Source organism: Paenibacillus sp. FSL R5-0928, assembly GCF_037970385.1.
Taxonomy (GTDB): domain Bacteria; phylum Bacillota; class Bacilli; order Paenibacillales; family Paenibacillaceae; genus Paenibacillus_AQ; species Paenibacillus_AQ odorifer.
This window is the reverse complement of the sequence record NZ_CP150225.1, coordinates 5,618,417-5,633,938: the sequence shown is the minus strand read 5'-3', so window position 1 is coordinate 5,633,938 and position 15,522 is coordinate 5,618,417. Positions and strand designations below refer to the sequence as shown.

The following is a 15,522-nucleotide window of genomic DNA, read 5'->3' as shown; positions in this document are numbered from 1 at the left end:
TTAATGAAGTCAGATGATCACAGTTTAACATATTTTCAAGGAATGTTTCGAATTTAATGGAATTATAATTTTAGCTTTTTTGTAAATTAACGCCAAACATTCCGCCGAGAGCGCCAATTGCTGCAGCTGCGAGAACCCATAGCAGATCTACGCCAGATGGTGCGCTATCCAGTGCCAAAAAACCGATTAACAGAACGATAATCCCATAAAATGCTCCTGTAAGACTTCCTTGATACCAGCCTTTGCTCGTGGCTCTGCGACCGGCGGTTAGTCCTCCGAATGCTGCAGCTATGCCGTGCACAATGTATGTGTACATTGAGAGATCCTGCTCCTTCAGACTGCTGCCCCATAACAAAAGAGAGAGGACAAACGCACCCATCAGCATCCAAAGGAATGATCGACATAGGCCAGATAACACAGGATTGGCTATTCTCCACGAGAACATGCGCCGGATTAAATACATGGTACAACCTCCTAAAGTTTTTTTGAGAAAAAAGAATCAACATAGTTATTATTCATTGTATGGGATGGCTTGCCCCAATAGTACAAGAAAGGGCATTGCAGCCTTTTTACCATTAATTAATATGCCGGCTTCCGAATGTTCCCTGCACAGAGCGGTCAGAATAGGGTTACATTAATCCACCCGAGGAAACAAGTCTGCGGGTGAGAATGGAGGGGAGCGAAGCTATATGTTCCAGCATATCTCTACCCATATTTTCTTGACCGTGCTGATGTATTTCTTCATATTCCTGTGTATGCGCATCATGGGGAAGAGGGAAATAGGTAAGCTGTCTGTATTTGATTTAACGATCTCCATCATGATTGCCGAGATTGCTGTATTTGTGCTTGAGGATATCAATCGGCCGATCTATGAAGGAGTCGTTCCGATGGCAACATTGGTGTTGATACAGGTAATTGTGGCTCAACTCAGTCTTAAGAGCAGAAAGCTCAGACTTTTAATGGACGGCAAACCGAGCATACTCATTTCTGGAGGCAAGCTGCACCGGGGCGAAATGCGTAGGCAGAGATATAATATTGATGATCTGCTGCAGCAATTGCGTGGACAGAACATCGCCAGTCCTGCTGACGTGGAATTTGCGATCCTGGAGCCTAGTGGACAGCTAACCGTATTCGAGAAAGAGAAGGGGAGTTCATCCTCTAACCCATCAGGCAATAGCAGTGCAGCTGCTGAGCATAAAAAGAGTGACGATAATAAAGGGAACAAGAACCGTAAGATAGAACTGCCGAAGAATAAGATCAGGTATGAAGGACTTCCAATCCCTCTGATTATGGATGGAAAGGTGCAGGATCAGAATTTAGAGATGATTGGAAAAACCAGATTTTGGCTAAGAACTCAAATTCGCCAAAAGGGAGTATCTGATTTCAAAGATGTATTTCTATGCTCCATAGATCATAAGGGCAGAATTTATGTCGACCGTTTGGACAACAGATAACCTTTTAGAGCCTGCGTTTGATAAACGGCAGACGGTCCAAATCACGCAGTGAGATAAGGCCAGCTAACAGACTGATTCCAAAATACAGGACCATTCCTATCGCAGAGGCAAATAAAAATTGAATCCATTGTACATCTGCAATGGGAATGGAAGTGTATACATAATGCACGCCCGCTCCCATAATGAGCATTGCACATAAGGTTTTTATGGTTTCGGTTACTCTTAAAGATAATGAAATGAGACTGACTACACTGTATCCGTGTAGTAACGTAACCAAAATGCTGTTCACAATAATGGCTATGATAGCGCCGTAAATTCCATATTCAGGTTGGGATGCCAGTATTACAATCAGAATGATTTTGACTACTGCTCCAATCAAGGTGTTGATGAGTGCCCTGCCCGGTCGATCCATAGCTTGCAGCGCAGCTTGTAAGGGAGCTTGAACATAGATGAACAAGGCGAACGGAGCCATAAGCTTCAGCATAGGGGCTGTATCCGCGTTGCCATATAACAAATTGCAAAGCGGGACCGCCAGGATATACATAAGAACAGCAAATGGGGCACCTGTTACCAGCGCAAGCCGCAACGCTTGATGCATACGCTTGTGAATGGTAGGCAAGTCCTTTCTTGCGGCAGCTTCTGATATGGAAGGAACCAGAGACACAGCAAGTGAAGAGGTTAATGCCCCGGGCAGCAGCAATAAGGGAATAACCATCCCTTGTAAAGACCCATACTGGGCTGTAGCGGCAGCAGTGGCTATACCTGCCAAGGCGAGACTGCGCACTGTAATAATAGATTCCAGCAGATATGAAAAAGAGCCCACAAGCCGACTTGCTGTAACGGGAATGGATATGCCTAATAAGCGCCGTAATATGGGGATGTTGGCTTTCACACCTTCTGGATCAGATGGGATAACCTCTGACTCAAGAACGGGTTGCTCTGGAGTCGGATTTGTCTGCTTTTTATCTTTTTTAGTAATGACATAATATTGCCACAGAATCGCTAACATTCCGCCAATTTCTCCTACCGTCACACCTAACATCGCTCCAGCCGCCGCCATAGCAATACCCTTGGGAAGCAACAACCAGGAGAACCAGAGCATAAAGAATATTCGAACTAAAGATTCGAAGATAGAGGAGAGCGCCGATGGAATCATGTTTTGCTTTCCTTGGAAATAACCACGGTAGATTGCAGATACGGCGACGATCCCAATCATTGGGATCATTGCAATAAACGTATAATAAACTCTATGGTCTGTTAAGATAACATTAGAGACCCATGAGGCGCTTATCATAGCAACCAATGTAAAGAAGATTGCAAGTCCAACACTAAGGGCAAGTCCAGTACGTAAAATCAGCCGTGATTTTTCTGGCCGATTCTCTCCTTCTGCTTCCGCTACCATCTTGGCTATCGCCAGTGGAATCCCGCCTGTAATCACAGTAACCAGCACGAGAAAAAAAGGATATGCGAGCTGATACAGTCCCACACCTTCTGCTCCGATAATACGTGGTAAAGCAATCCGGGGAATAAATCCAAGCATCCGATTAATGATGCCGGCGGCTAGCAAGATTAAAGTTCCTTGTATAAAGCTCTGTTTCTTCAAAGGTCACGCCTTCTTCCCAAAATGAAATAAAACGCTGGCGAACTTGTCTATTCTTATGGATATGCTATACCCCTATCTCGGCATGCCTTGTTTTAGTAGCTTTAACTTTTTGTGAAGGAAGAAGGAAAGCGAAGAACAAGAGTCGAATATCTATGGTGAGCATACGAACATGAGCGATCTTTGGAGGTGTCAACACGTGGAATCGGAACAGTGGAATCATGATCAACATAGTGAAGAAATCGAAGCCATGTGCCGCAGCAAAGCTGAAGAATTCCGGCTCCTCGGCTATGAGTATGTAACCAGCAAGGATATCTGGGATTGCATCAGCCGTAATTATGATAAGGAAGGCTTGCCTCCCCTACATAAGCTGGTAAACGACATTTATTCCTTGAAAGCCAATAGTTACATGAATTATTTGACTATTGCGGCCTATCGGGGGTTGAACTGAACAATAAACCACATATTTCTTTTTGCGAACTGCCTGATAAAGCAGTAAAGTAAGAGAATAATAACTCCACATCTCCTATTAAAACGGATGTCTTGCTGATTTAAGCAGGGGCGGCCGTTTCTTTGTGTGAGTATAGCTCTATCAATGCTGTGAATTGACGGTCATTTCGCGTGTAGCTATAATAGGAATATTGAGTTAATGAAAGGGGAACTAGCTAGAGCATGAAGAGACTAATGGGCTTTTTTATTACCGTGCTCGTTTTGACAGGCGTTATGGCATTTACTACTCCTGGACTGCTGGACAAGGTTAGACTTGGTCTTGACCTGAAAGGCGGATTTGAGATTTTGTATCATGCTGAGCCTATGGAAGCGGGAGCAGCATTGTCCCGAGCTTCTCTGCTGAAGACAGCGGAAAGCTTAGAAAAACGGGCGAATGCGCTCGGAACAAGTGAACCAGAGGTAACTACTGAAGGTACGGACCGTATCCGTTTGAAAATTGCGGGCGTAACGGATGAAGCCGAGGTTCGTAAAAAAATGAAGGAACCTGCAGTTCTGACTTTCCGTAGTGCTGCTGAAGGTGACGCTGAGGGAACTTACAGCAAAATCGAACTGGTAGGTAGTGATTTTGTTGAAGGTGCTGCAGAAGTTGGACGGGATAACCTGAATCAGCCAATCATCAGCATCAAGATTAAGGACAAGGACAAATTTGCAGAGATTACTAAACGTCTCTTAGGAAAGAATCTCGCGATTTACTTGGATGAGAACAAACTATCTGACCCTACGGTACAAGCAGTACTTACCGATGGCAGTGCTTCTATTTCAGGTAACTATACAATTAAGGAAGCACGTGAACTTGCAGACACTATTAACCTAGGTGCATTGCCACTGAAGCTGACGGAGAAATATTCCCAAAGTGTGGGTGCTACCCTGGGTAAGCAATCGCTTGATCAAACGATTCGAGCAGGTCTGCTGGCTTCTGTGATTATCCTTATTTTTATGATCGGAATGTATCGTTTGCCAGGTCTTTTGGCTAGTTTTGCATTGCTCTTGCATACATGGGCGCTAATTGCGGTCTTCGTCTTCGCAGACTTTACCTTGACACTGCCTGGTATAGCCGCATTTATTCTGGGTATAGGTATGGCGGTCGATGCCAATATCATTACCAACGAACGGATACGGGAAGAAATGCGCAGTGGAAAAAGTATACTGTCCTCCGTTAAAGCAGGGAATAAATCCTCTTTCCGGACAGTAATGGACTCCAATGTGACTACTATTATTGTGGCAGCAGTTATGTTTGCCTTCGGTACAGGTGCGGTCAAAGGCTTTGCATTGGTGCTGATTGTAGAAATCGTGCTGAGTATCGCCACGAATCTTTATTTCTCCCACTGGTTGCTTAGCCAGCTTGTCAAAGCGGGTAAGCTGAACAAACCGAAGAGCTTCGGTGTTAAGGAGAGTGAAATCCGTGCGCTTTAAGAAAGAGCTTGATTTCGTACATTTGAGTAAATATTTCTATATTTTCTCTATCGCATTGACAGTAGCAGGATTGATTTTCCTGGCGACATTTGGCCTGAATTACAGCGTTGACTTTAAAGCTGGATCTAATGTGGACATCTCCCTTTCCAAGAATTTGAACTTGGATCAGGTTAAGACTGCAACTAGTGCAATCGATGTCGATCATGAACCAACGATCTCGTTTGGTGATCAGCGTGTGAATATCCGCTATGACGAAGTTCTTGATGAGGCTCAAGATGAAGCCCTAAAAGCTGAAATCCTTAAGCTGGATGACAAAGCATCATTTGAAATTAATACCGTGGACACTGAAATGGCAAAAGAATTGGCACGTAATGCTATTTATGCAGTTCTGATTTCTTGTCTGGGGATTATTATTTATGTAAGTATTCGTTTTGAATGGCGTTTCGCCGTGGCATCGATTGTGGCCTTGCTCCATGATGCCTTTATCGTAGTCGCGCTCTTCTCTATCTTCCGCTTGGAAGTGGATTTGACGTTCATTGTAGCGGTGCTTACGATCATCGGTTATTCCATCAATGATACGATCGTTATCTTTGACCGGATCCGTGAGAATTTACGTTTTGGTAAACAGAAAACTTATGAAGACTTGAAACACCTTGTGAATAAAAGTGTGGCTCAAACGCTCATGCGTTCTCTCTATACCGCATTTACCGTATTTATTGCGGCGTTCTTCCTGTTATTGTTCGGAGGCGAGTCGATTAAGATGTTCTCGCTTGCGATGGTAATCGGCTTGCTCTTCGGAGCTTACTCTTCCATCTTTATTGCCAGTCCACTCTGGTTAGTGCTTAAAAAGCGTGAGAAGGTTAAAGTGAAAAGCAGCCCGAATAAAGGTTAGAAGAAATTAGCATCGAAGTTCTACTTTTCTTATACGTTTAAGAAAGCCGCGTCAAATGCGACGCGGCTTTCGAAATCTTTAGGGTCATGTCATGTGTATTGAATCATCATGAGATTACTTGCTATTGGTAAGGAGGGCCTCGTATGAATAAAGAACGATCACCGCAAAGCGAGACGGTTGCTTGGACAGGGATCATTAGCGATGTTACTTTGGCAGTAGCTAAGGGGAGTTTTGGCTATATTTCAGGGAGCAAGGCATTAATGGGGGATGCTTTGTATTCCGGAGCAGACGCAGCAGCCAAACTGGCGGATATTCTTCCGTGGCGCTCTGAGCAAGGGAGAAAGAGTAAGCAACGGATCGAAGAACGGCGGGGCACTAAGGAGCCGCTGTTGGCTATACTTTTTTCGGTATTTATTCTTATGGGGGGACTGCAGATCGCATTCTCTGCAATCCGCGACTTAACGGATGGAAAATCATCTACACACGGACAGCTGGCGTTTGTAACCGTCTTAGTATCTATAGTTTTTAAAGAAGCTGTATTTCAATATCAATATCGCTACTTTAAAAAAATAGGTGATGGCAGTCACGCTGCATATGTTAATAGTCATCGTTTCAGCTTATATACATCTATCACAGTATTAGTCGGAATTTCGTTATCCATGGGTGGCACCTATTGGCATCCTCTATCTTATATGGATCCTATTGCCGCACTCTTAACCGGAGTTTTAATTCTTCGTAAAGGTTATTCACTCATTGCTAGCTCTATTAACACTAAAAATGCGCAGGAGCTTCCTTCGGAGGAAGCCGCTAATTTTATTGAAACGGTGCAACGTGTTCATGGCGTCATTCGCGTAGAACATCTGAAGGCACTTGAGCAAGGGAATTATGTGAATCTTCAAGTGAAAATCAGTGTGAATCCGCGGATTACGGTGATGGAAGCACAGGATATTTCGGAATGCGCTAGGAAGCTGCTGCAGCACCGGTTTGTTCATGTCGGTGAGGTGCATATGGACGTTGTTCCTTATGATCCCGGCTATCCGTACAAAAGCAATTATGAATTGCCGGATAATGATATTCCTACGTTGCTTCAGTAGTTTGCAAGGTGAGAGAAAGGTGAGTTCTATTGCTTTATTCAAAAACAAGATGGCAATCTCCGGCAGCCAATCCCGACACAGTTAGGGATATGGCCCGGAGCCTTTCTATTTCTCCACTCTTATCCTCACTATTAGTAAATAGAGGAATGAACACGCCTCATGAAGCTCTAAGCTTCATGGATGGCAGTGAGGAAGAACAGCATGATCCGTTCCTACTCAAAGGAATGGCTGAAGCGGTTCCTAGAATTAGAAAGGCTTTAAAAGATGAAGAACATATTCTTATTTATGGCGATTATGATGCCGACGGGGTGTCCAGCACAGCACTTATGATTCATCTGCTGCGCTATTTAGGCGCTTCCTTTGATATTTATATCCCACACCGCTCTAATGAGGGTTATGGGCTGCATAATCATGCCCTGGATTGGGCTTTACAGCAAGGTGTCTCCTTAATCATTACAGTAGATACTGGCATTAGCGCTTATCATCAGGTTGCTTACGCTAATGAACTGGGGATCGATGTGATCGTTACGGATCACCATGAACCCCCTGAGCTTTTGCCAGAGGCCTATACGCTTATTAATCCCAAGCTGCCAGACTGCCCTTATCCGTTCAAAGGATTAGCGGGTGTAGGTGTGGCTTATAAGCTTGCTCAGGCTATTCTAGGGGAAGAAACTCCCACAGAATGGGCAGAGATTGCAGCGATAGGAACGGTTGCGGATTTAATGCCGCTGCTTGGCGAAAACCGTGAGATTGTTAGAAATGGCTTGGAAAGTATGCGGCATTCAAGTTTCCCGGGGATTCGTGCCTTACTCGCTGTCAGCGGTGTGAACATGAGCACTGTGAGTGCGGTCAATATCGCTTTTGGCATGGCGCCGCGCATCAATGCCAGTGGTCGCCTGGACCATGCTGGACGGGCTGTGTCCCTCCTCACTACCGAGCATGCGGCTGAGGCAGAGCAGCTAGCTGGAGAGCTGGACCTGCTTAACAAAGAACGCCAATTGGTGGTAGAAAGAATTGTTGTTGAGGCCACTACCAAGCTGGAGCAGATGACACAGGGGGGCGAAATCCCAGACATCATTGTTCTTGCTGATCATGGCTGGAATGTAGGTGTGGTAGGTATAGTGGCTTCCAAACTGCTGGAGCGTTATTATCGGCCAGTGATCATTCTGGATATACATCCAGAGACCGGAATGTGCAAAGGTTCTGCTCGCTCCATACCTGGACTTGATATCTACGCTGCACTTTCTTCTTGTTCTGATTTAATGGATCATTTTGGAGGTCATCCAGCCGCTGCGGGAATGAGCCTGCATCGGGATGGATTAGAAGCCTTTGCTGCAGCATTAAATGAATATGCGTCCGGGGTGTTAACGCCAGAGCATTTCGTTCCTGTTGCTTCCGCTGATGCCGAGGTGTCAATCTCAGATTTATCACTGCAGACCGCGTTAGAATTGGAAAGGCTTGCACCTTTCGGAATGTCTAATCCGTTGCCAAAGTTTATTATTCGTGGGGCTACCGTGAAAGAGACTCGTACAATGGGTCAAGATGGAAAACACCTGAAGATTGTATTGCAGCAGGGGAAAAACAGCATTGAAGTCTTGGCGTTTGGTAAAGGCGCTTTATCCAGGCTGCTACCGGCGGGTACTACGATCAACGTGTTAGCTGAGCTGTCGATCAATGAATGGAATGGCTCACGCAAATCACAGCTGATGCTGCAGGATTTATCTGTGCAGGATGCTCAGTTATTCGATCTTCGTGGTGCTGCTGACGCCGTACGGCAAGCCGCACATATTAGAGAACTACTTCTTCCTTATAGCGGTGCGGGTCCGTATCGAGCTGCTGCAGTGTTTCAGAACGGACGTAGTACGCCTGCAAGTGAATTGATAGGAATGTCTTTATGGGTATATGATAAAGAAGCTGGCATTAGCGCTGCTGTTAAGGATGAGCCTCTTCAGGAATCAGGGCATGTCTCCCTGTTATGCTTACTGGATATGCCGGAGACTCCTGAACAACTGGATGCGCTGCTCGAAACCTTCCCTAATGCTGATAATATTGCGTTATTGCATTCTATCAAGGATGGCCGAGAACGACTTATTACTCCGACACGGGATCATTTCAAAATACTATATAAACTGTTGGCTTCGATCACCTCAGTTGCAACGCCTGAGAACGAAGTTTTGCTGCGGTTAAGCCGCCAGTCCTCGTTAAGTATCCGCATGCTTAACAACATGCTTGATGTGTTTGAGGAGCTTGATTTTATTAAAAGAAGTCAGGGAAGTGTGGCATTTATTACTCAGCCAGTAGCTAAAAGTCTGACAGCATCGAGTCATTTTGTCCGACTGGGACAGATGGCGGAGATGGAGCAATACTTCATGGAGGGCAGCCTGTCAGAGTTACAGGACTGGATGTTATCGCGTCGTTTAGGCGTATCATAATCCATGCAAATATGAGCTGCTGAGCGTACCCAACGGTGTATAAAAATGCAACGCTCAATATAACAAAGCGTATGCTTACGAAGCAAGTTTTGCCGATCTGAATCAAAGCAGCTATGCTAACAAAACTTATAGGAGATGATAAATTTGGATTTTAAAGATAGTATTCGTGTGATTCCTGATTTCCCTAAAGAAGGTATTAGTTTTAAAGATATCACCACATTGCTTAAAGACGGGGAGGCTTACCGCCAAGCGATTGACGCGTTGAAAGCTCTCGTAGCGCACTTGGAAATCGACGTTATCGCTGGACCAGAAGCACGTGGCTTCGTAGTTGGAGCACCTCTTGCTTATGCGATGGGAGTAGGTTTTGTGCCGATTCGTAAAAGCGGCAAGCTTCCATATGAGACTATAGAGGTAGGTTATGATCTTGAGTATGGCAAGGACACACTTGCTGTTCACACGGATGCTATCAAGCCTGGTCAAAAAGTATTGATCGCTGATGATTTATTGGCTACTGGTGGAACCATTGCTACTTCGGTTAACCTTGTAGAACAGCTTGGCGGTAAAGTGGTAGGTGCTGCTTTTCTGATTGAGCTGGTTGAGCTTGCTGGACGTAATAAGCTTTCTGGAGTTGAAGTTCTTTCCTTGGTGAATTACGAGGATTAATCTTGTAAAGTTTGTCTTTTCCCGGGAAATAAACGGGGATTCGGCTCTCGAATTATGCTGAAAAGTGCAAAGACGCAAAGTGTGGAAGTTAAACATTAATTGGAAAATGTAAGATAATAACAGCAGCTGTCTGCCTTTTGGCGGAGAGTTGCTGTTTTGTATCTGAATCAATAAAAAAAGCTGCCCAAGTCCATAAATGGACGTTGGAGCAGCTTTTTTTAAATTCTATTTTTTATAACCGATTAATGGGCAGTTTTATCACTTTCTCCGCCATCATTAGACAGTCCAAGCACTTCAATGAGTTTGAAGAACAGTGCCAATACGATACCAACAATTGTAGCCAGCGCCATACCACTAAGTTTAACGTTGCCCATGGTAAGGGTTGTACCACTGATTCCGACAACGAGTACCAACGTAGCCATGATCATGTTAGTAGCTTTGGAAAAATCAACTTTTTGCTCAACGAAAATACGTAATCCGGAAGCCGCAATTACACCGAACAGCAGCAGGGATACACCGCCCATTACAGGGGTTGGAATATTAGCGATAACAGAGGAGAAAGTACCAGAGAATGAAAGCAGAATAGCGATCACCGCTGCGCCGCCGATTACATATACCGAATATACTTTAGTCAACGCCATAACCCCGATATTTTCACCGTAGGTTGTATTTGGAGTAGAACCGATAAAACCGGAGATAATTGTAGATATCCCGTTCCCCATCAGGGAGCGGTCAAGTCCAGGATCTTTAGCCAAGTCTCTGCCAACAATATTGCTTGTTACAAGTAAATGCCCAATATGCTCAACGATAACAACTAATGATACCGGGATAATAGTGAATATTACATTCCAATCAAATGAAGGAGTAACAATGGAAGGATGCGCTAAAAATTTTGCATTAGAGATAGCAGCGGTATCCACCATTTTCAAAATATATGCTAAACCATAACCAGTGACGATACCAATAAGGATGTGAATGATTTTTGGAAAACCGCGGAAGAGTACAGCTCCAATTACAGTTACACCAAGCGTCACCATAGAAAGTGCGATTGTTTTGCCATCTGGCGTCCAGTCTGCAACTGCAACGCCTTCAGGAGCAATAAGTCCTGCCATTCGTGCGGCAACAGGTACAAGTTCAAGTCCGATCGTAGCTACGATAGCTCCCATTACTGCTGGAGGGAAAACAACATCAATCCATTTGGTTCCTGCATAACGAATGATCAATGCCACGAGCACGAATATAATACCAGTGACGATAAAAGCACCCAAAGCAAGCGAGTATCCTTTCATGTGATCATTTGGGTAACGACTGAGTACTGATAATACCGGTGCAATAAAGGCAAAGCTGGAACCAAGGTACGCAGGGATTTTACCGCGACAGATCCAAATGTACAGCAATGTACCGATACCATTCATAAGCAAAATCATTCCAGGGTCGACCCCGAACAAGTTAGGCACTAGCACTGTACTGCCAAACATGGCAAACAAATGCTGGAGACTTAATAGAAAGCCTGGGCCCCATGGAAGTTTTTCGTTAACTTGAATTTCGCGTTGCAATGGAGTTCACTCCTCTTTCTTATCTGATATTATGTTGTCCGGCGAAAATCCGCCTTTACTAGATTAAATAGAACTTGGCTTTTTTACAACAACATTTTCACAAGTGTTATTAATTTGTCCGAATTTAATTACTTTTACTTCTGGAATCCCATGAGATGGCAAGTGTTGACGTAATCCTCCTTAAGCCTCATAATTATAGACAACTTTGAATAAGGGCGTAAGTAAGCTTGGACAAATGAAATGATTGGAACCTGCAGATTTTTGAACAGTTGCGGGTTCATTTTATTATAGAAAGGAATCGGATACGACGAGAATGGGCATTGAGCGATTAATTGATAAGGCTGGCGCCTATATAAAAGATAAAGATCTTCTCCGCATCCGGGAAGCTTATGAATTTGCCGATCAGGCTCATCACGGGCAGATCCGCAAGTCGGGGGAGCCATACATTCTGCATCCGCTGGCGGTGGCAGATATTGTCGTCAATATGCAAATGGATGTTATATCTATTGTTGCAGCGCTTTTGCATGATGTGGTGGAAGATACGACGGTCTCACTGGAACAAATCCGCGCTAAATTTGGCGATACCTGCGCAATGCTTGTTGACGGCTTAACGAAGCTGGAACGCATTCGCTTTCGCTCAAAGGAAGAGCAGCAGAACGAGAATTACCGCAAAATGTTTATTGCTATGGCTCAGGATATCCGGGTCATTGTCATTAAACTGGCGGACCGTCTGCATAATATGCGAACGTTAAAATACCAATCTGAAGAGAGCCAGCGCCGTATTTCTTATGAGACGTTGGAGATTTTCTGTCCTGTAGCTGACCGGCTGGGGATTTCCGCGATTAAGTGGGAGATGGAGGATATTGCGCTTCGTTACTTGAACCCGCAGCAGTATTACCGGATTGCTAATCTGGTGCATAAGAAGCGGGCCGAGCGTGAGCAATTTATCGACAGCGTAATTGGCCGTATTCGTGCCAAGCTGGATGAAATGGGCATTGAAGGTGATCTTTCCGGCCGCCCGAAGCATATTTACAGTGTTTATAACAAAATGAGCACAAAAAACAAGCAGTTTAATGAAATTTATGACCTGCTGGCCATTCGTATCATTGTGGATAATATCAAGGACTGTTATGCAACCCTTGGGATTATTCATACCTTATGGAAGCCAATGCCGGGGCGTTTTAAAGATTATATAGCTATGCCAAAAGCCAATATGTATCAATCTCTGCATACTACTGTGGTAGGACCAGGCGGAGAGCCTACTGAGGTGCAAATTCGCACCTGGGAAATGCACCGCACGGCAGAATACGGGATAGCCGCACACTGGGCATACAAAGAAGGCAGCAGTAATAATGCTAATCCGGAGAATCGGATGCCTTTCTTTCGCGAAATATTGGAGCTGCAGCATGAAGCTAAGGATGCCGAAGAGTTCGTAAAATCACTGAAAATGGATTTTTTCTCAGACCTGGTGTTTGTATTTACTCCTAAAGGTGAGGTTATCGAGCTTCCTGCCGGTTCTGTGCCTCTTGATTTCGCGTTCCGCATTCATACAGAAGTGGGCAATCGTACAATTGGTTCCAAGGTGAACGGGCGGATCGTGCCGCTTGATCACAAGCTGAAGACGGGCGATATTGTTGAGATTTTGACGTCTAAGCATTCTTACGGACCTAGCCGTGACTGGCTCAAAATTGCACAATCCTCTCACGCAAGAAGCAAAATTAAGCAATGGTTCAAAAAAGAAAAACGTGAGGAAAATGTCGAAAAAGGTCGCGAAGCAATTGAACGTGAGCTGAAGCGCCTGAATGTTGAAGTTTCTGAGTGGATTTCTGATGAAAAACTGTTGGAAGCAGCGAAAAAATTCGCTTTTAATGATGTAGAGGATATGTTGTCTGCCGTTGGTTTTGGTGGGATTACCGCTTCGCAGATTGCCTCCCGTTTGACGGAGAAGCTGCGCAAGGAGCAGGAAGAAGCTGCTAATCACTTGGAGCTTACTTCAGAGATGAAGGAGATCAAGTCATCCGGCGAGAGACGTAATCAACCTACCAATGGCGTTAGTGTAAAAGGAATTGAAAACTTACTTGTTCGTTTTGCACGATGTTGCAACCCGGTTCCGGGTGACGACATTGTAGGTTATGTTACACGGGGCCGGGGCGTATCTGTACACCGCCAGGATTGTCCTAACATTCCGGGTGAAGGTGACGGAGAAGAAGCAGCTAGAGTGATTGAAGTGGAATGGGAAGGCACGATGGAAGCAAACTACAGTGTGGATATTGAGATTACAGGCCATGATCGCAATGGACTGCTCAATGAAGTACTGCAGGCTGTGTCCGAGAGCAAAACAAACATTTCAGCGGTCACTGGGCGCTCTGACAAGAATAAGATGGCAATGATTCATATGACCATCCTTATTCGTAATACGGAGCATCTGCAATCCGTTGTAGATAAAGTGAAGCGAGTCAAGGATGTATATACAGTGAATCGGATCATGCAATAAGGCAAGGAGCGAAGTAGTGCGATGAGAGTTGTAGTACAGCGTTGTAAGGACGCCAAAGTAACCGTGGATGAGACAGTGACCGGAGCGATTGGCAATGGCCTGATGCTGCTTGTCGGCGTTACCCATGAAGATACAGAGAAGGATGCCAAATATTTAGCGGATAAAATAGCTGGACTGCGTATTTTTGAAGATGATGCTGGCAAAATGAACTATAGTGTCACGGATACTAACGGAGCTATTCTTTCAGTGTCACAGTTTACCTTATACGGAGATTGCCGTAAGGGAAGACGGCCGAATTTCATGGGAGCTGCAGCTCCTGCGGAGGCCGAGCGTCTTTATGATTATTTTAATCAAGAGCTTAGAGCTGGAGGTCTTCAGGTGGAGACGGGCATATTTGGAGCGATGATGGATGTGTCGCTGACCAATTGGGGCCCGGTTACTCTCATTCTGGATAGCCGCAGCTAACGAAATAGAGGATGTCGAAGTTTGCTTCTGGCCGGAGCTACTTTCGACATCTTTTTTTTATGCGGATAGAGCTTCTTTGGGCTGGATAAACTAAATGCAGGCAGATATCACGCATAAGGCAGGAGTTTAAGAATGAGACAATCACAGAAGGCATGGGTATGGAGAAGTATCCCGGCACTACCGGCTGGGAGTCCTATGGAAGCCTGTGCATTAGCCAAAAAGCTAGACGGCGAGACCGAACCACTAGTGATCAAAGGAAGAAGCCGCAATCTCTTGCCGCGTACCTGAAGCGGGTGGAAGAGGCGGCTTTTTCGGTGTTGTGTAGGAAGCCTATTTTCAGTTTAAAGGTTAGAAAGCATCCTCATAAGGGTAATAGACCACAAGAAAGAATATTTAGAACATCATTAATTGCTAAAGACAGAGAGGAGAAACTATTACATGAGTAACGTTGCTTTCTTACTGGCTAATGATTTTGAAGATTCTGAAATGAAGGTTCCTTATGATGAAATTATAAAGGCAGGACATCAAGCTGACATTATTGGTTTGAAAAAAGGGGAGACCCTGCTAGGTAAAAAGAAAGAAGTCTCCTACGCAGCAGACAAGGCGATCGCCGATGTTCAAGCAAGTGATTATGATGCGATTGTCATCCCGGGTGGTTCTTCCCCTGAGAATTTACGGCAAAATGCAGATATTTTGAAGTTTGTAAAAGAAGCAAATGAAGCAGGCAAGCCTATCGCCTCTATTTGCCACGGACCGCAAATTCTGATCAGTGCAGACTTGCTTAAGGGACGCACCATTACCTCTTATCCTCCGCTGAAGGATGATGTTGTGAATGCCGGTGCGGAGTTTAAGGATGAGGAAGTAGTGGTTGATCGCAATTACATTACTTCGCGTACACCAAAAGATGAGCCTGCATTTGTTCGTGAAATATTGAAGGTCCTGAAATAAA

Annotated in this window: 14 protein-coding genes; 11 read left to right on the top strand and 3 right to left on the bottom strand. The window is 44.7% G+C overall.

Annotated features, from left to right (window positions below):
- Positions 1-70 precede the first annotated feature (70 nt).
- On the bottom strand, positions 71-463 hold the full coding sequence (locus tag MKZ16_RS25515) for a TIGR04086 family membrane protein (RefSeq protein WP_036677660.1): 393 nt from the start codon (positions 461-463) through the stop codon (positions 71-73).
- Positions 464-689: 226 nt separating this feature from the next.
- On the opposite strand from MKZ16_RS25515, the gene MKZ16_RS25510 reads away from it, so the two are divergent.
- Positions 690-1,454 carry a DUF421 domain-containing protein gene (locus tag MKZ16_RS25510; RefSeq protein ID WP_076105444.1) on the top strand — a complete coding sequence of 255 codons (765 nt, stop codon included), beginning with the start codon at positions 690-692 and terminating at the stop codon, positions 1,452-1,454.
- Between the two features lie 4 nt (positions 1,455-1,458).
- Here the strand turns inward: MKZ16_RS25510 and spoVB are convergent, their stop codons facing one another.
- Positions 1,459-3,057, bottom strand: a complete 1,599-nt coding sequence (gene spoVB, locus MKZ16_RS25505; RefSeq protein ID WP_076105445.1) for a stage V sporulation protein B — start codon at positions 3,055-3,057, stop codon at positions 1,459-1,461.
- A gap of 196 nt (positions 3,058-3,253) precedes the next feature.
- Between spoVB and MKZ16_RS25500 the strand changes: the two genes are divergently transcribed.
- The 6 genes from MKZ16_RS25500 to MKZ16_RS25475 all read left to right on the top strand — a co-directional run bounded on the left by MKZ16_RS25500 (position 3,254) and on the right by MKZ16_RS25475 (position 10,058).
- Positions 3,254-3,505, top strand: a complete 252-nt coding sequence (locus MKZ16_RS25500; RefSeq protein WP_036677655.1) for a post-transcriptional regulator — start codon at positions 3,254-3,256, stop codon at positions 3,503-3,505.
- 221 nt (positions 3,506-3,726) lie between these two features.
- Positions 3,727-4,977: a protein translocase subunit SecD gene (gene secD, locus MKZ16_RS25495; RefSeq protein ID WP_036677653.1), complete on the top strand. Its 1,251-nt coding sequence runs from the start codon at positions 3,727-3,729 to the stop codon at positions 4,975-4,977.
- Positions 4,967-5,869 carry a protein translocase subunit SecF gene (gene secF, locus MKZ16_RS25490; protein WP_052097271.1) on the top strand — a complete coding sequence of 301 codons (903 nt, stop codon included), beginning with the start codon at positions 4,967-4,969 and terminating at the stop codon, positions 5,867-5,869. Before secD ends, secF begins: the two co-directional genes overlap by 11 nt.
- 143 nt (positions 5,870-6,012) lie before the next feature.
- Positions 6,013-6,963 (top strand): cation diffusion facilitator family transporter, encoded by a 951-nt coding sequence (locus MKZ16_RS25485; protein ID WP_036677651.1) that lies wholly within the window; start codon positions 6,013-6,015, stop codon positions 6,961-6,963.
- A gap of 29 nt (positions 6,964-6,992) precedes the next feature.
- Positions 6,993-9,395 (top strand): single-stranded-DNA-specific exonuclease RecJ, encoded by a 2,403-nt coding sequence (recJ, locus tag MKZ16_RS25480; RefSeq protein WP_076105446.1) that lies wholly within the window; start codon positions 6,993-6,995, stop codon positions 9,393-9,395.
- A gap of 144 nt (positions 9,396-9,539) precedes the next feature.
- Positions 9,540-10,058, top strand: a complete 519-nt coding sequence (locus MKZ16_RS25475; RefSeq protein WP_036677647.1) for an adenine phosphoribosyltransferase — start codon at positions 9,540-9,542, stop codon at positions 10,056-10,058.
- A 242-nt stretch (positions 10,059-10,300) separates the two neighbouring features.
- Here MKZ16_RS25475 and uraA read toward each other — a convergent pair whose 3' ends face one another.
- Complete coding sequence (uraA, locus tag MKZ16_RS25470; RefSeq protein WP_038572987.1) at positions 10,301-11,614, bottom strand: uracil permease; 1,314 nt, start codon at positions 11,612-11,614, stop codon at positions 10,301-10,303.
- Positions 11,615-11,927: 313 nt separating this feature from the next.
- Between uraA and MKZ16_RS25465 the strand changes: the two genes are divergently transcribed.
- The 4 genes from MKZ16_RS25465 to MKZ16_RS25450 all read left to right on the top strand — a co-directional run bounded on the left by MKZ16_RS25465 (position 11,928) and on the right by MKZ16_RS25450 (position 15,521).
- Positions 11,928-14,108: a bifunctional (p)ppGpp synthetase/guanosine-3',5'-bis(diphosphate) 3'-pyrophosphohydrolase gene (locus tag MKZ16_RS25465; protein ID WP_036677643.1), complete on the top strand. Its 2,181-nt coding sequence runs from the start codon at positions 11,928-11,930 to the stop codon at positions 14,106-14,108.
- Between the two features lie 21 nt (positions 14,109-14,129).
- A complete protein-coding gene (gene dtd, locus MKZ16_RS25460) occupies positions 14,130-14,573 on the top strand; it encodes a D-aminoacyl-tRNA deacylase (protein WP_036677641.1) in 444 nt (147 codons plus the stop codon).
- Between the two features lie 132 nt (positions 14,574-14,705).
- Positions 14,706-14,861, top strand: coding sequence for a hypothetical protein (locus MKZ16_RS25455; protein ID WP_155986531.1), 156 nt, complete (start codon positions 14,706-14,708; stop codon positions 14,859-14,861).
- Positions 14,862-15,011: 150 nt separating this feature from the next.
- Entirely contained in the window at positions 15,012-15,521 is a 510-nt protein-coding gene (locus MKZ16_RS25450; RefSeq protein ID WP_076105448.1) for a type 1 glutamine amidotransferase domain-containing protein, read from the top strand.
- Position 15,522: the final 1 nt, after the last annotated feature.